Below are 16,087 nucleotides of genomic sequence, written 5' to 3'. Positions count from 1 at the left end.
CACACGCGGTATCCCCACACCCCCTCCCTTGTATGCACCCCGGCCCGCCTCTACCCTGACTTTGTGCCGCTAATAAACAAACTCCCCGTGCACAGCGTCGTGCCGGGCAACGACCTGGCCCGGCTCCGGCTCGCCCTCACCGTCTTCTTCGCCCTCGACGGATTCGTCTTCGCGGGATGGGTCGTGCGGATTCCGGCCATCAAGGAGCAGACCGGCGCGTCGGCCAGCGCGCTCGGGCTCGCGTTGCTCGGAGTCTCCGCCGGCGCGGTGATCACGATGATGCTCACCGGCCGGCTGTGCCGTCGCTTCGGCAGCCATCCCGTGACCGTCGTCTGCGCCGTCCTGCTGGCCCTGAGCGTCGCGCTGCCTCCGCTCACGCACTCGGCGCCGGCGCTGGGCGCCGTTCTCCTGGTCTTCGGGGCCGCGTACGGCTGCATCAATGTCGCCATGAACAGTGCCGCCGTCGATCTCGTGGCCGCCCTGGGGCGCCCGGTGATGCCCAGCTTCCACGCGGCGTTCAGTCTGGGCGGCATGCTCGGCGCCGGACTCGGCGGACTGGTCGCCGGCCACGTCTCCCCGACCCGCCATCTGCTCGGCCTCACCGTGATCGCACTGCTCGTGACCGCCGTCGCGGGGCGCACACTGCTGCGCCAGGAGCCCCCGGCGCCGCCGGACCGCCCGGGCCACCAGGAGCGCGCCCCGGGCCGGCTCGACGGCCGTACACGCGGACTGGTCGTGGTCTTCGGCCTGATCGCGCTCTGCACCGCGTACGGCGAAGGAGCGCTCGCCGACTGGGGAGCACTGCACCTGGAGCAGGACCTCGAAGCGCACCCGGGGGTCGCGGCCGCGGGTTACTCGTGCTTCGCGCTCGCCATGACGATCGGGCGGCTCAGCGGTACAACGCTGCTCGAACGGCTGGGCCGGACCCGGACTCTGGTCGCGGGCGGTACGACGGCCGCGCTCGGCATGCTGCTCGGCGCGCTCGCGCCCTCCGTCTGGGCGGCCCTGCTCGGCTTCGCCGTCACGGGTCTCGGTCTCGCCAACATCTTCCCGGTCGCCGTCGAACGGGCCGGCGCGCTCGCCGGCCCGACCGGGGTCGCGGCCGCCTCCACCCTCGGCTACGGAGGGATGCTGCTCGGGCCGCCGGCGATCGGGTTCATGGCGGACTGGTACTCGCTGCCGACGGCACTGACGAGTGTCGCGGTGCTGGCGGCGGTGGCCGCCATGATCGGCTTCGCGACCCGCCGCGCGGCGGTGAGCTGACGGCGAAACCCGCTGTCGGGCGTGCGGGCGGCCGCTATCCGCCCGGGCCCGCACGCCCACTCCCCCCGGACGCCGTAACCCCTCTGCCCCTCCACCTCACTCCATCCGGCACACTCGCCGCATGGAGATTGCGCAGTTCCTGGAAACGCTGGGCAGAGAGGGTCCGTTGCTGGCCGCGGCCGCCGAGGAGGCGGGAAGCGACGCCGAGGTGCCGACCTGTCCCGGCTGGCAGGTGCGGGACCTCGTGCGGCACACGGGCATGGTGCATCGCTGGGCGACCGCGTTCGTGAGCGAGGGGTACACCTCGTATCACCCGGACGAGGGCCTTCCGGATCTGGACGGCGACGAGCTCCTGGCCTGGTTCCGCGAGGGCCACCGCCGACTGGTCGACACGCTCACGACGGCTCCGCCCGATGTGCAGTGCTGGAGCTTCCTGCCGGCACCGTCCCCGCTGGCCTTCTGGGCGCGGCGGCAGGCGCACGAGACGACCGTGCACCGGGTGGACGCCGAGTCGGCGCTCGGCGGGACACCGAGCTCGATCGCCACGGACGTCGCGCTGGACGGGATCGACGAGTTGCTGCGCGGCTTCCATGTCCGCGCGAGGAGCAGGGTCCGCTCGCAGACGCCCCGCGTGCTGCGCGTTCGCGCCACCGACACGGACACATACGGGGGCGGCGACGGCGCGGCGGCACCGGCCCCGGGCGCCGTATGGACCGTACGGCTGTCGTCGGAGCCGCTCTTGAGCGAGCGGGGCGAGAGCGGGGAGGCCGACTGCGAGCTGACCGGCCCGGCCGCACAGTTGTATCTGGCGCTGTGGAACCGTCGGCCGTTCCCGAACGTGACGGGCGATGCCGAACTGGCCGTCCTGTGGCGGGAGAAGTCAGCCGTCACCTGGAACTGACGGAATCGTCGGCGGCCGACTCTGGCTGCCCCGCCGTCACCGCGCCGGCCGCCGCCGATCCGGGACCGGGCCGGGGCGACCGCCGCCGATCCGGGACCAGGCCGGGGCGACCGCGGCCAGTGCGGGTCACGCCGGATCGGCCGCCAGCATCCGCGTAAGTACCGCGCGCTGCACCGGCAGCACCTCGCCGTGCAGCGCGCGCCCCTTCGGTGTGAGGCACACACGGACGCCCCGCCGGTCCTCCTCGCACATCCCGCGCAGCACGAGACCGTCCTTCTCCAGACGGCCGATCAGCCGGGACAGCGCGCTCTGGCTCAGATGCACGCGCTCGGCGATCTCCTGTACGCGGTACGAGGCGCCGCCGTCCGACGCGGCGCCCTCGGTCAGGACATCCAGCACCTCGAAGTCACTGGCGCCCAGGCCGTGTCGGTGCAGCTCTCGGTCGAGCTCGCACAGGGTGCGCGCATGCACCGCGAGGATGTCGCGCCATTGGTCCACGAGCACCTGCTCGGCCTTCTCCGCCGCCATGGGCGCACCGTAGCAAAGAATCGACTTTGTTGCATCAGAATTAAATGCATTTGCATTGGATGTGCACGCATGTAGTCTCGTCGCCATGACCTCTCCGCTCACCCACCCCACGACGCAAGGGCGCTGGACCCCCCGGCTGTGGGGCACCCTGCTCGTGCTCTGCGCCGCGATGTTCCTGGACGCCCTGGACGTGTCGATGGTCGGCGTCGCCCTGCCGTCCATCGGCTCCGAACTCGACCTCTCCACCTCGACGCTCCAATGGATCGTCAGCGGCTACATCCTGGGATACGGCGGACTGCTCCTCCTCGGCGGACGCACCGCCGACCTGCTGGGCCGCCGCCAGGTCTTCCTGGTGGCCCTCGGCGTCTTCGCGCTCGCCTCGCTGCTCGGCGGCCTCGTCGACTCCGGCCCTCTGCTGATCGCCAGCCGCTTCATCAAGGGCCTGAGCGCCGCGTTCACCGCGCCGGCCGGCCTGTCGATCATCACCACGACCTTCGCCGAGGGCCCGCTGCGCAACCGCGCCCTCTCGATCTACACCACCTGCGCGGCCACCGGCTTCTCCATGGGCCTCGTGCTGTCCGGCCTGCTCACCGAGGCCAGCTGGCGGCTGACCATGCTGCTGCCCGCACCCATCGCGGTCATCGCCCTGCTGGCGGGTCTGAAGCTCATCCCGCGCAGCGAGCGCGAGAAGGACCACCGCGGGTACGACATCCCGGGCGCCATCATCGGCACCGCCTCGATGCTGCTGCTCGTCTTCACGGTCGTCCAGGCGCCCGAAGTCGGCTGGGGTTCGGCCCGCACGCTGCTCTCGTTCGTCGCCGTCGCCGTACTGCTCGCGGTGTTCGTGGGCATCGAGCGGCGCAGCCCGAGCCCGCTGATCCGGCTCGGCGTACTGCGCTCCGGCAGCCAGATCCGGGCCCAGCTCGGCGCCATGGCCTTCTTCGGCTCGTACGTCGGATTCCAGTTCATGGTGACCCTGTACATGCAGTCACTGCTCGGCTGGTCGGCGCTGCACACCGCGCTCGCCTTCCTGCCCGCCGGCGCACTGGTCGCGCTGTCCTCCACCAAGGTGGGCGCGATCGTCGACCGCTACGGGACCCCGCGGCTCATCGCGGCCGGCTTCGCGCTGATGGTCGTCGGGTACGCGCTCTTCCTCCGTGTCGACCTCGACCCCGTCTACGCGGCGGTCATCCTGCCGACGATGCTGCTCATCGGCGCGGCCTGCGCCCTGGTCTTCCCCTCGCTCAACATCCAGGCCACGAACGGCGTGGAGGACCACGAGCAGGGCATGGTCTCCGGTCTGCTCAACACATCGGTCCAGGTCGGCGGCGCCATCTTCCTGGCCGTCGTGACGGCGGTCGTGACCGCGAACTCCTCCGAGAGCTCCTCCCCGCAGGACGTCCTCGACAGCTACCGCTCCGGTCTCGTCGTGGTGACGGGCATCGCCCTGGTGGGCCTGCTGATCACGCTCACCGGACTGCGGACGCGACGTACCCGGCCCGCGCAGGAGAGCATCCTCGTCGCCCGCTCCGTGCAGCAGGAGACGGAGGAGGCGAAAGTGGCGGTCGCCGAGTGACCCCCCGCTCCAACCCAGCACGCCCGGCGGGCAGTTCCTTGCCTGCCGGGCGTACGCCTGTTTGACTCGGTGCATGGGGAGACGTACGCAGGCGCAGCGGGACGCGATGACGGTGGAGATCGGGTACGCGCTGTTCAGCGCGGCGTTCGGGGCGGCCGTCGTACTCGGCGCCGTAGGTGGCCCCGCCCTGCTCTTCGATCTCCCGCGCTACGTCGAAAAGGCGCTGCTCGCATCAGGCGTTCTGCTGGCGACCGCGCTCTTCGCCGTACGCGTGGTCAGCGTGCTGGTCCGCTTCGACCGCACGGCCGGCACTCAGCCCAGCCAGCCCGGCCGCACCAACCCCGACTCATAGGCCCGCACCACCAGTTGGGCCCGGTCGCGGGCACCGAGCTTCACCATCGTGCGGCTGACATGGGTCTTCGCCGTCAAGGGGCTGACGACCAGGCGGCGAGCGATCTCGTCGTTGGACAGGCCGATGCCGACCAGCGCCATCACCTCCCTCTCCCGGTCGGTGAGTTCGGCGAGCGACTCGACCGCCGCGGGCTCCTTGGAGCGGGCCGCGAACTCTGCGATCAGCCGGCGCGTGACCCCCGGTGAGAGCAGCGCGTCCCCGTCGACCACCGCCCGTACCGCGCGCAGCAGTTCCTCCGGCTCGGTGTCCTTGACCAGGAATCCGGAGGCTCCGCAGCGGATCGCCTCGAAGACGTACTCGTCCAGCTCGAAGGTGGTGAGCATGACCACCTTGACGTCCTTCAGATCCGGTTCGGCGGTGATGCGCCGGGTGGCGGCGAGACCGTCGAGACGCGGCATGCGGATGTCCATCAGGACGACATCGGGCCGCAGTTCACGCACCTTGCCCAGCGCCTCCTCACCGTCGGCGGCCTCCCCGGCCACCTCGATGTCCGGCTGTGCGTCGAGCAGCGCCCTGAAACCTGCCCTCACCAGCGACTGGTCGTCGGCCAGCAGTACGCGGATCACCGGTCCTCCTTGAGCTTCAGTGGCAGTACCGCCAGCACGCGGAAACCGCCGTCGGCGCGCGGGCCCGCCTCGATCGTGCCACCCAGGGCGGCGGCCCGTTCCCGCATCCCGGCGAGCCCGTTGCCGCTGCCGCCGGCGTCCTCTCCGGTCGCGGGGCCGTCGTCGTCGATCCACAGCCGCAGCGCGCCCGCCGCCTGACCGACCTGCACGCGCGCGTGCCGCGACCCTGAGTGCCGTACGACGTTGGTCAGTGCCTCCTGGACGATGCGGAACGCCGCGAGGTCGGTCCCGGGCAGGAGGTCCGGCGCCTCACCCACGACCTCGACTCTCAGCCCGGCGCTCGCCGCCTGGTCGACCAGTTCGGGGAGCCGGTCCAGGCCCGGCGCCGGGGCGCGCGGGGCTTCGCCGGGCGCGCGCAGGGTGTCGAGTACCTGACGCACCTCTCCCAGCGCCTCCTTGCTGGCCGCCTTGATGGTGGTGAGCGCCGTTCGCGCCTGCTCCGGATCGGAGTCCAGGAGGGCGAGACCGACGCCCGCCTGGACGTTGATCACCGAGATGCTGTGCGCGAGGACGTCGTGCAGCTCCCGGGCGATCCGCAGCCGTTCCTCGTCGGCACGCCGACGGGCCGCCTGCGCGCGCTCGGCACGGTCCCTGGCCCACTGCTCGCGGCGTACCCGGACCAGCTCCGACACCGCCATGATCGCCACCACCCAGGTCGCGACCACCACTTCCTGCCCCCAGTCGGCGGGACCGTCTCCCGACGGCGGCAGCCAGCGGTAGAGCCAGTGCGAGATGACCATATGACCGGCCCACAGCATCCCGACCGCGATCCAGGCCACCCTGCGATGCCCGGCGACGACGGCACTGAAGCAGCCCACGGCCACGGTGAAGAACACCGGCCCGTACGCATATCCGGCGCCCAGATAGAGCATCGCCGCCGCCGCCGTGACGAACACGACGAACACCGGATACCGCCGCCGCCACAGCAGCACGCCCGAGCCCACGAGCAACAGCACCCGGGCGAAGGGGTCCAGCATCGCCCGGTCCCCCTCCTGCGCCTGGGCCGCGAACTGGGAACCGATGAGCACGAACGCGGTGAGCACGAGCGTGGAGGGCCACGGCCAGCGGGCGCCGCGCTCCTGGTCGTCCTGTCGGTTCCACCACCCCGGCGGCCCGTGCCGCCACCACTCGGGGCCTCCCCACGCCGGGGACCTGCGGGTGCGCTGCTCTTCCATGACCGTCACGCTAGACGCCGGGGGCCACGCACGGCGTCAGCCGGGCGAGGTGATCACGTGTACTCCCCCGGGAGTACCGCGGGGCTGACCGGCGGACCCTGCGGCCCGGCCGGCCGCAGCGACGCGGGGCGGGTCGAGACCGGCGGGTACGACCGAATCGCGCCCGCGAACCGCGCCCGCCCACCAGATCTCACCTCAGGCTTCGGGCCCGCCCCCGGACGACTTCCGCCGGCCCGCGCCCGTGGTGCCACCGGGCTGAGGGAACACCAGGCCCACGCCGTGGGCGAGTTGAGCCGCCGCATGCCGGAAGAAGGGCTCGCGGTCCTCCACGACCCGGTTGAACTGACCGAACAGCTCGAAGCCGATCAGCCCGTACAGCTGCGCCCACGCGGCCACGAGCGCCGTGACCACCTCGGCCGGAAGATCGGGCGCGAGGTCGGCGGCCATCCGCCGCGCCTCGTCCTTGAGTTCCGCGGGCAACGGTGGTCGCGCCACCCCGTTGCCCTGGTACGCGTCCCTGACGATGCCGATGAGGACCAGCCCGACCCGGGCCGCGGCCGGAACGGTCGTCTCCGGCGCGGTGTACCCGGGCACGGGCGAACCGTAGATCAGCGCGTACTCATGCGGATGCTCCAGCGCCCACTGGCGCGCCGCCCCGCACACCGCGACCCAGCGCGCCTGCGGTCCCGAGCCCGCGGCCTCGGCGTGCGCCGCCTCCGCCGCCTCGCCCAGGGAGTTGTAGGCGTCGATGATGAGCGCGGTCAGCAGATCGTCACGGCTGGGGAAGTAGCGGTACAGCGCGGAGGAGACCATGCCGAGCTCGCGGGCCACCGCCCGCAGGGAGAGTCTGGCGGCGCCCTCGTCGGCGAGCTGTCGGCGCGCCTCGTCCTTGATGGCGGCGGTGACTTCGATCCTGGCCCGGGCCCGTGCCCCTCGTGCGGTGGTCATGCGGGGCAGTGTCCCACGTATTCAGAGCAGTGCACACAAACGAGAGCGCCGCTCTTGTTATGAAGCGCCGCTCCACATCGAGAGCGGTGTACGCATTAGAGAGCGCCGCTCACAAAAGAGAGCACTGCTCTTGCTTTGGATCACTGATCTCGTACAGACTGTTCTCAAGCGAGAGCAGTGCTCTCCCAAATCCTGGAGGACGCCATGTCGTCGTCGGCCCACTACATGAAGCCCAAGCCCTTCGACAAGGCGCTGAACGGCCTCGTCGGCTGGCTCGCGCGCCACGGCGTCAGCCTCCTCGGCAGCGCCGAGCTCTCCGTCCTCGGCCGCAAGAGCGGCGAGTGGCGGAAGGTGCCGGTCAACCCCCTGCCGTACGAGGGCGGCCCCTACCTCATCTCCGCGCGCGGCCACTCCGAGTGGGTACGCAACCTGCGCGCCGCCGGGGGCGGGCGGCTCCAGGTCGGGCGCAGGACGCAGGAGTTCACCGCCGTCGAGCTGCCCGACGCGGAGAAGCCGGTGGTCCTGCGGACCTACCTCAAGAAGTGGGGCTGGGAGGTGGGGCGCTTCTTCGGCGACGTCACGGCGGACTCCAGCGACGCGGAGCTGCTCGCCGCCGCGCCCAAGCACCCGGTGTTCCGGATCACCGTCAAGCCGTGATGTCTCGACCCGGGGTCGGCCAGGCCCGCGCGGTCAGCCAATCGCGGTCCCGCCGGCCGCAGTCCCGACGACCGCGCGGCCGTCCCAGCAGGGAGCCGCCGGGCCGAGCCACGGGCTGCCTGGCGCCGCCAAGGCAGGGCAGGTCACCCTGCCCGGGTCCCCGGCCGGGGACCCCAGCCCCGGCCCGGCCCGGCCCGGCGAGCCTGAAGCCAGGCGACGATCAGCCCGCCGTCTGACGGTCGAGCGCCGTCAGCACACGGCCGGCCATCGGGTGGTTACGGACCACGTCGCCGAGTGACGTGGCGCCCCGGGTGATGCCCGCGAACGCCTTCCAGGCGGGCCGGAAGCTGCTGAGCGCGGCGTGGAAGACGCCGGGACGGCGCTCGAAGGCGATGAGCAGCCGTTTGCCGACGCTCATCTCGACCCCGAGCCCGGCCTTGATCGCGAAGGCGTAGTTGAGGGCCTGCCGGCGCGTGTCCACGGCGTCGTGGGCCTCGGCGATCCGCACCGCCCACTCCCCCGCGAGCCGGCCCGAACGCAGCGCGAACGAGATGCCCTCACGAGTCCACGGCTCCAAGAGGCCCGCGGCGTCGCCGCACACGAGCACCCGCCCGCGCGACAGCGGCGAATCGTCGGCACGGCAGCGCGTCAGATGCCCCGACGAGATGCTCGGTTCGAAGCCGGCCAGCCCGAGGCGGGCGATGAAGTCCTCCAAGTACCGCTTGGTGGCAGCGCCTTCACCGCGCGCGGAGATCACCCCGACCGTCAGCGTGTCGCCCTTGGGGAACACCCAGCCGTAACTGCCGGGCAGGGGCCCCCAGTCGAGGAGGATCCGGCCCTTCCAGTCCTCGGCCACGGTCTCGGGCACCGGGATCTCCACCTCCAGGCCGAGATCGACCTGGTCGAGTTTCACGCCGACATGCGCTCCTATCCGGCTGGCGCTGCCGTCCGCGCCGACGACCGAGCGCGCGAGCACGGTCTCGCCGTTCTGCAGGACGACGGCGACGGTGCGCCGGTCCGGGACGGCGGAGCCGTGCTGTTCGACGCGCGAGACCGTGACGCCCGTACGGATCTCGGCGCCCGCCTTCTGGGCGTGCTCGACGAGCTGCTGGTCGAACTCGGGGCGGTTGATCAGCCCGAACAGCATCTGCTTGGAGCGCCGGGTACGGGTGAATTTCCCGTCCAGCGAGAAGGTGACCGCGTGCACCCGGTCCCGGAAAGGCAGCTCGAACCCGGGCGGCAGAGCGTCACGCGAGGGACCGATGATGCCGCCGCCGCAGGTTTTGTAGCGGGGCAACTCCGCTTTCTCCAGCAGCAGGACACTGCGTCCCGCGACCGCTGCCGCGTAGGCGGCCGAGGCGCCCGCGGGTCCCGCGCCGACCACGACGACGTCCCATACCCGCTGCGCGTCATCCGCCGAAGAGTTCTCGCTGCTCACGATGGTCTACTGCTCCCGATCCAGCCGTCTGCCGCACCTTCTCCCCGCATCCTACGGCGGAGATCGCCAGGGACCGCTGTGGGAGGATCGGCAGCGTATGCGCCCTGCACACCAGTACGCGCGTACACACCACAGAGGTACAGCAGAACAACGCCCACAAGCCGACAACCGGTGCATCTCGTGCCCCGGTGGACGCCGTACACCCTCATACGCGTACACAGATATACAACGTCGCACCCACAAGGAGCGTGCCCATGTCGTCGAATCCGGTCGCCGAGACCGTTGCCTCGCTGATGCCCAGGGCGAAGGCGGAGCTCACCGAGCTGGTGGCCTTCAAGTCGGTGGCGGACTTCGATCAATTCCCCAGGAGCGAGAGCGAGGGCGCGGCGAACTGGGTCGCGGACGCGCTGCGCGCCGAGGGGTTCCAGGATGTGGCGCTGCTCGACACTCCTGACGGTACGCAGTCGGTGTACGGCTTCCTGCCCGGCCCGGAGGGCGCCAAGACCGTTCTGCTGTACGCGCACTACGACGTGCAGCCCCCGCTGGACGAGGCCGCGTGGGCGACGCCGCCCTTCGAGCTGACGGAGCGCGACGGCCGCTGGTACGGACGTGGCAGTGCCGACTGCAAGGGCGGCGTGATCATGCACCTGCTGGCGCTTCGCGCGCTGCGGGCGAACGGCGGCGTTCCCGTGCACGTCAAGGTGATCGCCGAGGGCTCTGAGGAGCAGGGCACGGGCGGCCTCGAGCGGTACGCCGAGGAACACCCGGAGCTGCTGACCGCCGACACCATCGTCATCGGCGACGCGGGCAACTTCCGCGTGGGCCTGCCGACGGTCACCTCGACGCTCCGGGGCATGACCCTCGTCCGCGTGCAGGTCGACACGCTGGAAGGGAACCTGCACTCCGGGCAGTTCGGCGGTGCGGCACCGGACGCGCTCGGCGCGCTGATCCGTGTCCTGGACTCGCTGCGCGCGGAGGACGGCTCGACGACGGTCGACGGGCTGACCAGTGACACGCGGTGGGACGGGCTGCGCTACGACGAGGAGACGTTCCGCAAGGACGCCAAGGTGCTCGACGGTGTGCAGCTGATCGGTTCCGGCTCGGTCGCCGACCGCATCTGGGCGCGTCCGGCCGTCACCGTGCTGGGCATCGACTGCCCGCCGGTGGTCGGCGCGACGCCGTCCGTGCAGGCGGGCGCCCGGGCGCTGGTGAGCCTGCGCGTACCGCCGGGCGTTGACGCCGCCGAGGCGACGAAGCTGTTGCAGGCGCACCTTGAGGCGCACACGCCGTGGGGCGCGCGCGTGCGGACGGAGCAGATCGGCCAGGGCCAGGCGTTCCGCGCCGACACCTCCAGCCCGGCGTACGCAGCGATGGCCGAGGCCATGACGGTCGCGTACCCGGGCGAGGAGATGCAGTACGCCGGACAGGGCGGCTCCATCCCGCTGTGCAACACCCTCGCCTCGCTGTACCCGCAGGCCGAGATCCTGCTGATCGGGCTCAGCGAGCCGGAGGCGCAGATCCACGCCGTGAACGAGAGCGTGTCTCCCGAGGAACTGGAGCGGCTGTCCGTGGCGGAGGCGCTGTTCCTGCGCAACTACGCGGCGAGCTGACCGCGCCGGGCGGCGTGGACTGACGTCGGCGCCCGTGCGCCCACAGGAGAGGGTCCCCGCCACCGGCGGGGGCCCTCTTCGCGTTCGGTCAGGTACGCGGGCCGGGGTCCCCGTCAGACACGCGCACTCAGGCCAGGGTCCCCGTCAGCCGACCGGCACCCCGGCCTCCAGGTAGAGCGCGGCCTCTCGCTCGCGGGCCCGCAGCGCCCAGCGGAGCCTTTCGTAGCGCACGGGCGGCAGCAGCCCGGCTGCCTCCTGTTCGGTGACGAAGCGCCAGTCGCGCAGTTCGGGCCCGGGGAGCAGCAGCCGCTGGGTGTCAGTGGCGTCGAGGCGGCCGCCGTCGAAGAGGAGTCGCAGGCCGCCGTAGCCCGGCGGTGCGGGCGGTTCCCAGTCGACCACGAGCAGTCGGGGTACGTCGTCGAGCGTGAGGCCGGTCTCCTCGGCGACCTCGCGCATGCCCGCCCGCGCGGGGGCCTCGCCGGGTTCGACGACACCTCCCGGGAACTCCCAGCCAGGCTTGTAGGTCGGGTCGACGAGCAGCACGCGGTCCTGTTCGTCGAAGAGGAGCACCCCTGCGGCCACGGTCTCGGCGGTGGGTTCCGGGGTCTGGACGATGTCGGAGACGGGTGCGTCACCGGTGCGTACGGCCTCGGTGATGCGCAGGGCGGCTTCGTACGGGGCGAGCGCGCTGGTGTCCACGGGGTGGGCGTCGGCGGTGAGCCAGGTGGCGAGCGCGGCGCGGTAGGGCTCGATGTGGTCGTAGGACCACTGGCGCACGCGCATCTCACCGTCGGGCAGCTCCGGGGGCACCTCGCGCCCGGCTATTCGTTCGCGCAGGATCGTTTCCGCCGGGGCGAGGAGCACATGGCGTACCGGGATCCGGCGTGCGGCGAGGCCGCCGAAGATCTCGTCACGGTACTCCTGCCGCAGCAGGGTCATCGGAACCACCAGGACACCGCCGAGGTCGGCGAGCATGGCGGCGGCGGTGTCGACCACGAGACGTCGCCAGATCGGCAGGTCCTGGAAGTCGCCGACCTCGGCGAGGCGCTTGGGCGGCAGCAGGTGCGTGAGTGTGCCGCCGATGACCTCGGGGTCGAAGAGCGCGCTGTTCGGGATCAGTTCGATCAGTTCCCGTGCGGTGGTCGTCTTCCCCGCACCGAACGCACCGTTGATCCAGACGATCACGGTTCCCCCTCTTCTGTTGGCCCCCTGAGGCTTGCCCGCTCCACCCTGCCACGGAAACCAGGCGCTGATGAGGGGGCTTTCCGAGGCCCGGCATGCCGCGGCGCCGGCCCCCTGCACGGGGTACCGGCGCCGCCGATCGAGCCTGTCAGCCGTTCTGCCCCAGGGCGTTGTCGTCGAGCGCCAGGCTGTCGCTGCTGACGATCGTGTGGTCGAGGCTGCTGAGCGTGTCGTCGACGCTCAGGTCGTCGAGGGCGTCCCCGCCGAGGGCGTGGGAGGGGGTGACGGCCGCGACGACGAATCCGGCGGCGAGGGAGGCAACGGCGAGCATGGTTCGCTTCTTCATGCCCGGTTCAACTACGAAGGCGCGCAGGAGTCACGGGTGCCCGCGCCTGCTACCCCTTCGTCGACCCCAGCGTGAGCCCCGCGATGAAGTGCCGTTGCAGCAGCATGAACACGATGATGGTCGGCAGGGCGACGAGGACCGAGCCCGCGGCCAGCAGGTTGTAGTCGGTGAAGAACTGGCCCCGGAGGTTGTTGAGGGACGAGGTGACGGGGAGCTTGTCGGGGTCGGAGATGAAGATCAGGGCCCAGAGGAAGTCGTTGTAGATCCAGGTGAACTCGAGGGTGCCGAGGGCCGCGAGGGCGGGGCGGCACAAGGGGAGCGTGATGCGCCAGAACTGGGTCCACACCCCGGCGCCGTCGACGATCGCGGCCTCCATGATCTCCTGCGGCAGCGTCCGCATGAAATGGGCGAGCACGAAGACGCAGAAGCCCAGCTGGAAGCCGATGTTGACGATGATGACGGCCCAGTAGGAGTCGTACATCGTCATCGAGTCGGACATCCACCAGGGCAACGGGATCCTGTTGAACAGGACGTACAGCGGGGTGACGATCACCTGCTGGGGCAGCAGGTTGCCGGCCGTGAAGAACATCAGGATCACCAGGCCGCCGCGCAGCTTCAGCCGGGAGACCGCGAAGGCGACGAACGAGGCGAGGAAGAGGGTGATGATCACGCCGGGTACGGCGATGAGCAGCGTGTTGGTGAAGTACTTGCCCATGCCGGACTCGGTGTAGGCCCGGCGGTAGTACTCGAAGGACAGGTGCTTGGGGAAGGAGAAGTAGCCGTTCTGCGCCGTCTCCTCGTACGGCCTGAGTGAGGCGTAGACGGCGAGCAGGAGCGGTGCGAGGAAGGCCAGCGAGACGCCCATCAGGAAGATGTGGACCCCGAAGCGGCCGGGGCGCGGCCGGCGCCGGGGCGCGGGCGGGTCCGCGGGGGCCGGGGCCGGACGGGTGGGCGCGGTGGCTCGGAAGTCGGCGGTCATCGGTCGCGCGCACCTCGCAGCTCTTGGACCAGGAACGTCACGATGAATCCCAGGGAGACGGTGAGCAGGACGACCGCGATGGCGGAGCCGAATCCGATGCGGCTGGCTTCTCCGATGATGTTGTCCGTGATCAGCACGGAGAGCAGTTCCAGGCCGTTGCGGCCCTTGTTGACCGCGTAGACGATGTCGAAGGCGCGCAGCGCCTCGATGACGGTGATGACGCCGACGATGACGTTGACCGGGCGCAGGGTCGGGAAGACGACGCGGAAGAAGGTCTGCCGGGCGTTGGCACCGTCGATCGCGGCCGCTTCCTTCAACTGCGGGTCCACGGACTTGAGTCCGGCCAGGTAGAGGATCATGACGTAGCCCGTGTGCCGCCAGCTCGCCGCGATCATCATCATCCAGATGTTGAGGTCGGAGTCGCCGAGCCAGTCGATCGGGTTGTTGCGGTTGCCGAGCATCGTGTTGAGCGCGCCCTGGTCCGTGCCGAGGACCAGCTGGGCGATGAAGCCGACGATGGCGAGCGAGAGCACCACCGGCAGATAGATGACGGACTGGTAGAAGCGGCTGAAGCGCACCCCGCGGTCGATGAGGACGGCGAGGAACAGTCCGAAGGGGGTCGCGATCAGCCCGAGGAAGAGCAGCCACATGACGTTGTGGCGGACCGCGGGCCAGAACGCCGGATAGTTGTCGACCAGGTTCTTGTAGTTCTCGCCGCCGGCCCAGTGGACGTCGCCGACGCCGTCCCAGGAGGTGAAGGAGAGCCCGATGGAGGCCAGTGTCGGACCCCAGATGATGACGATGTCGAGCAGGACGGGTATGCCGAGGAGCACGCCGAGGACGACGACGTCACGACGGGTGAACCGCCGCAGCCGCCGTCCTCGGGCGCGCCGTGGGATGTTGAGCGCCACGGAACGTCTTCCTCCGGTGATCAGCCGACGGGCGACGAGAAGATGGTCTTCTTCTGTCGTTCGATGCTGTTGCAGAGACCGTCGACGTCCTTCGGGTTGCCGATGAAGTCCTGGATCGCCTTGATCATCACGGTCGAGGCGAAGTCGGGACGGGTGTCGCGGTCCATGAACTGCGAGATCTGCTTCGCGCCGGAGACGAGCTCGGCCGACTTCTTCTGCAGGGCGGTGTACTTGGCGGTGTCGGCGCCGTCGTTGACCGCCACGTTGTTGGGGTCGAGGGCGAGATAGGTGTCCTCGGCCTCGGGCTTGCCGAGCCACTTCAGGAGGGCTTTGGCGCCGTCGAGGTTCTTGGACTTCTTGGCGACCAGGAAGCCGTCGATGGGCGCCTCCACGGCGTCCTGCCCGTACTGCGGGTCGACTTCGGGGAAGGCGAAGAAGTCGATGTCGTCGCGTTCGTTCTCCGGGAACTGGGTGCCCGGGTGCGGCATGCCGAAGACCGCCATGCCGGTCTTGCGCTGCTGGAGGCTCTGCCCGGCCTCCTCCCAGGTCCGGCCGAGGGCGCCCTTCTGGTAGTACGGCATGAGCTCACGCCAGGTGTCGAAGACGTTCTTGACCTTGGTGTCGGTCCACGCCTTCTCACCGGCCATCAGCGACTTGTGGAAGTCGTATCCGTTGAGCCGCATGTTGATGTAGTCGAAGGTGCCCATCGCGGGCCAGCCGTCCTTGTCGGAGAAGGCGACCGGGGTGCCGTCCTTGGACATCTTCTTGGCGAGCGCGATGAAGTCGTCCCATGTCTTGGGCTGTTCGTACCCCTGGTCCTGGAAGAGGCTCTTCCGGTGGAATACCGCCCACGGATAGTAGTAATAGGGCACGAAGTACTGCTTGCCCGCGTGGGTGGACTGCTCTTTCAGCGCGTCCGAGAAACCGCTGAAGCCGCTCCACACATCACTGATCTCGTGCAGGAGGCCCTTCTCCGCGAAATACTGCATACGGTATCCGGCGAACCACATGAAGACGTCGTCCGGTGAACCCTGCAGATAGCGGTTGATGTTCTCCTGGAAGTCGTTGTGGTCCTTGGTGTTGACCTTGACGGTCTTGCCCGACTTCTTCTCGTACGCCGTGAAGGCCGCAGCGAATGCCTTCTTGGGGACCGCGTCCGAGGCGTTGGACCCCACCGAGACTTCGTTCTTGTTTCCACCGGGTCCGTCACCGCAGGCCGTCAGCAGCGCCGGAAGCGTGACCGCACCAGCCCCAATAGCCGCACCACGCAAGAGATTTCGCCGGGACATCCGATGTCCTGCCCCAACTTCGGGCACGACGAGCCCTGTGAACGATGACTGTGCCATGTCCCCCTCCTCGGGGTGCCACCCAACACAACCGAACGCGAGGCTCGGATTTCACTCCCAAGTGAGAGTGCCGTCAAGGGTTCGGACGAGACATCGAACAACCGTTACCACTTCTCTTCCAACAGACTCCGACAGGTCCTACCGTAAACGCGCACAGCTGATGCACAGTTGATGTGCGCATGAAGTCAT

Annotated in this window: 16 protein-coding genes; 6 read left to right on the top strand and 10 right to left on the bottom strand. The window is 70.1% G+C overall.

Translation table 11 applies throughout. The annotated features are described in order from the left end of the window. Positions 1 to 99 precede the first annotated feature (99 nt). On the top strand, positions 100 to 1,263 hold the full coding sequence (locus ACFVYF_RS13775) for an MFS transporter (RefSeq protein ID WP_389455486.1): 1,164 nt from the start codon (positions 100 to 102) through the stop codon (positions 1,261 to 1,263). Between the two features lie 121 nt (positions 1,264 to 1,384). Beyond that, positions 1,385 to 2,164 carry a maleylpyruvate isomerase family mycothiol-dependent enzyme gene (locus tag ACFVYF_RS13770; protein WP_389455373.1) on the top strand — a complete coding sequence of 260 codons (780 nt, stop codon included), beginning with the start codon at positions 1,385 to 1,387 and terminating at the stop codon, positions 2,162 to 2,164. A 126-nt stretch (positions 2,165 to 2,290) separates the two neighbouring features. Here the strand turns inward: ACFVYF_RS13770 and ACFVYF_RS13765 are convergent, their stop codons facing one another. Continuing rightward, complete coding sequence (locus tag ACFVYF_RS13765) at positions 2,291 to 2,692, bottom strand: MarR family winged helix-turn-helix transcriptional regulator (RefSeq protein ID WP_389455371.1); 402 nt, start codon at positions 2,690 to 2,692, stop codon at positions 2,291 to 2,293. Positions 2,693 to 2,777: 85 nt separating this feature from the next. Between ACFVYF_RS13765 and ACFVYF_RS13760 the strand changes: the two genes are divergently transcribed. Both ACFVYF_RS13760 and ACFVYF_RS13755 read left to right on the top strand, forming a co-directional pair. Continuing rightward, positions 2,778 to 4,268, top strand: a complete 1,491-nt coding sequence (locus tag ACFVYF_RS13760; protein WP_389455369.1) for an MFS transporter — start codon at positions 2,778 to 2,780, stop codon at positions 4,266 to 4,268. Between the two features lie 73 nt (positions 4,269 to 4,341). Then, positions 4,342 to 4,620, top strand: a complete 279-nt coding sequence (locus ACFVYF_RS13755) for a DUF6332 family protein (protein WP_389455367.1) — start codon at positions 4,342 to 4,344, stop codon at positions 4,618 to 4,620. On the opposite strand, the gene ACFVYF_RS13750 is transcribed toward ACFVYF_RS13755, so the two are convergent. The 3 genes from ACFVYF_RS13750 to ACFVYF_RS13740 form a co-directional block, all read right to left on the bottom strand. Further along, positions 4,581 to 5,246 (bottom strand): response regulator, encoded by a 666-nt coding sequence (locus ACFVYF_RS13750; RefSeq protein ID WP_389455365.1) that lies wholly within the window; start codon positions 5,244 to 5,246, stop codon positions 4,581 to 4,583. The two genes, ACFVYF_RS13755 and ACFVYF_RS13750, sit on opposite strands and share 40 nt — an antisense overlap. Continuing rightward, complete coding sequence (locus ACFVYF_RS13745; RefSeq protein WP_389455363.1) at positions 5,243 to 6,481, bottom strand: sensor histidine kinase; 1,239 nt, start codon at positions 6,479 to 6,481, stop codon at positions 5,243 to 5,245. The genes ACFVYF_RS13750 and ACFVYF_RS13745 overlap by 4 nt, the downstream gene beginning before the upstream one ends. Before the next feature lie 195 nt (positions 6,482 to 6,676). Further along, positions 6,677 to 7,429 (bottom strand): TetR/AcrR family transcriptional regulator, encoded by a 753-nt coding sequence (locus ACFVYF_RS13740; protein ID WP_389455361.1) that lies wholly within the window; start codon positions 7,427 to 7,429, stop codon positions 6,677 to 6,679. Positions 7,430 to 7,633: 204 nt separating this feature from the next. Here ACFVYF_RS13740 and ACFVYF_RS13735 point away from each other — a divergent pair, with 204 nt between their 5' ends. Continuing rightward, complete coding sequence (locus ACFVYF_RS13735) at positions 7,634 to 8,086, top strand: nitroreductase family deazaflavin-dependent oxidoreductase (protein WP_389455485.1); 453 nt, start codon at positions 7,634 to 7,636, stop codon at positions 8,084 to 8,086. A 220-nt stretch (positions 8,087 to 8,306) separates the two neighbouring features. Here ACFVYF_RS13735 and ACFVYF_RS13730 read toward each other — a convergent pair whose 3' ends face one another. Then, positions 8,307 to 9,524, bottom strand: coding sequence for a geranylgeranyl reductase family protein (locus tag ACFVYF_RS13730; protein WP_389455359.1), 1,218 nt, complete (start codon positions 9,522 to 9,524; stop codon positions 8,307 to 8,309). A gap of 254 nt (positions 9,525 to 9,778) precedes the next feature. Here ACFVYF_RS13730 and ACFVYF_RS13725 point away from each other — a divergent pair, with 254 nt between their 5' ends. Next, positions 9,779 to 11,134 (top strand): dipeptidase, encoded by a 1,356-nt coding sequence (locus tag ACFVYF_RS13725; RefSeq protein ID WP_389455357.1) that lies wholly within the window; start codon positions 9,779 to 9,781, stop codon positions 11,132 to 11,134. A 144-nt stretch (positions 11,135 to 11,278) separates the two neighbouring features. On the opposite strand, the gene ACFVYF_RS13720 is transcribed toward ACFVYF_RS13725, so the two are convergent. The 5 genes from ACFVYF_RS13720 to ACFVYF_RS13700 form a co-directional block, all read right to left on the bottom strand. Next, the gene (locus ACFVYF_RS13720) at positions 11,279 to 12,319 is read right to left on the bottom strand and encodes an NUDIX domain-containing protein (RefSeq protein ID WP_389455355.1); all 1,041 of its coding nucleotides are present in this window, start codon (positions 12,317 to 12,319) and stop codon (positions 11,279 to 11,281) included. 145 nt (positions 12,320 to 12,464) lie between these two features. Next, positions 12,465 to 12,662 (bottom strand): hypothetical protein, encoded by a 198-nt coding sequence (locus ACFVYF_RS13715; protein WP_389455353.1) that lies wholly within the window; start codon positions 12,660 to 12,662, stop codon positions 12,465 to 12,467. A 49-nt stretch (positions 12,663 to 12,711) separates the two neighbouring features. Then, positions 12,712 to 13,641: a carbohydrate ABC transporter permease gene (locus ACFVYF_RS13710; RefSeq protein WP_389455351.1), complete on the bottom strand. Its 930-nt coding sequence runs from the start codon at positions 13,639 to 13,641 to the stop codon at positions 12,712 to 12,714. Next, positions 13,638 to 14,552, bottom strand: coding sequence for a carbohydrate ABC transporter permease (locus ACFVYF_RS13705; RefSeq protein ID WP_389455349.1), 915 nt, complete (start codon positions 14,550 to 14,552; stop codon positions 13,638 to 13,640). The genes ACFVYF_RS13710 and ACFVYF_RS13705 overlap by 4 nt, the downstream gene beginning before the upstream one ends. Positions 14,553 to 14,572: 20 nt before the next feature. After that, complete coding sequence (locus ACFVYF_RS13700; protein WP_389455347.1) at positions 14,573 to 15,841, bottom strand: ABC transporter substrate-binding protein; 1,269 nt, start codon at positions 15,839 to 15,841, stop codon at positions 14,573 to 14,575. Positions 15,842 to 16,087: the final 246 nt, after the last annotated feature.

Origin of the sequence: Streptomyces sp. NPDC058274 (assembly GCF_042881375.1) — a bacterium.
GTDB lineage: Bacteria > Actinomycetota > Actinomycetes > Streptomycetales > Streptomycetaceae > Streptomyces.
The sequence above is the reverse complement of the archived record's forward strand: the minus strand, read 5'-3'. Positions and strand labels throughout refer to the sequence as shown.

Excerpts from the sequence above, each read along its gene's own strand:
- ACFVYF_RS13770 (WP_389455373.1), top strand. The coding sequence starts at position 1,385 with ATGGAGATTGCGCAGTTCCTGGAAACGCTGGGCAGAGAGGGTCCGTTG.
- ACFVYF_RS13765 (WP_389455371.1), bottom strand. The coding sequence starts at position 2,692 with ATGGCGGCGGAGAAGGCCGAGCAGGTGCTCGTGGACCAATGGCGCGAC.
- ACFVYF_RS13760 (WP_389455369.1), top strand. The coding sequence starts at position 2,778 with ATGACCTCTCCGCTCACCCACCCCACGACGCAAGGGCGCTGGACCCCC.
- ACFVYF_RS13755 (WP_389455367.1), top strand. The coding sequence starts at position 4,342 with ATGGGGAGACGTACGCAGGCGCAGCGGGACGCGATGACGGTGGAGATC.
- ACFVYF_RS13745 (WP_389455363.1), bottom strand. The coding sequence starts at position 6,481 with ATGGAAGAGCAGCGCACCCGCAGGTCCCCGGCGTGGGGAGGCCCCGAG.
- ACFVYF_RS13740 (WP_389455361.1), bottom strand. The coding sequence starts at position 7,429 with ATGACCACCGCACGAGGGGCACGGGCCCGGGCCAGGATCGAAGTCACC.
- ACFVYF_RS13735 (WP_389455485.1), top strand. The coding sequence starts at position 7,634 with ATGTCGTCGTCGGCCCACTACATGAAGCCCAAGCCCTTCGACAAGGCG.
- ACFVYF_RS13725 (WP_389455357.1), top strand. The coding sequence starts at position 9,779 with ATGTCGTCGAATCCGGTCGCCGAGACCGTTGCCTCGCTGATGCCCAGG.
- ACFVYF_RS13715 (WP_389455353.1), bottom strand. The coding sequence starts at position 12,662 with ATGAAGAAGCGAACCATGCTCGCCGTTGCCTCCCTCGCCGCCGGATTC.
- ACFVYF_RS13710 (WP_389455351.1), bottom strand. The coding sequence starts at position 13,641 with ATGACCGCCGACTTCCGAGCCACCGCGCCCACCCGTCCGGCCCCGGCC.
- ACFVYF_RS13700 (WP_389455347.1), bottom strand. The coding sequence starts at position 15,841 with ATGTCCCGGCGAAATCTCTTGCGTGGTGCGGCTATTGGGGCTGGTGCG.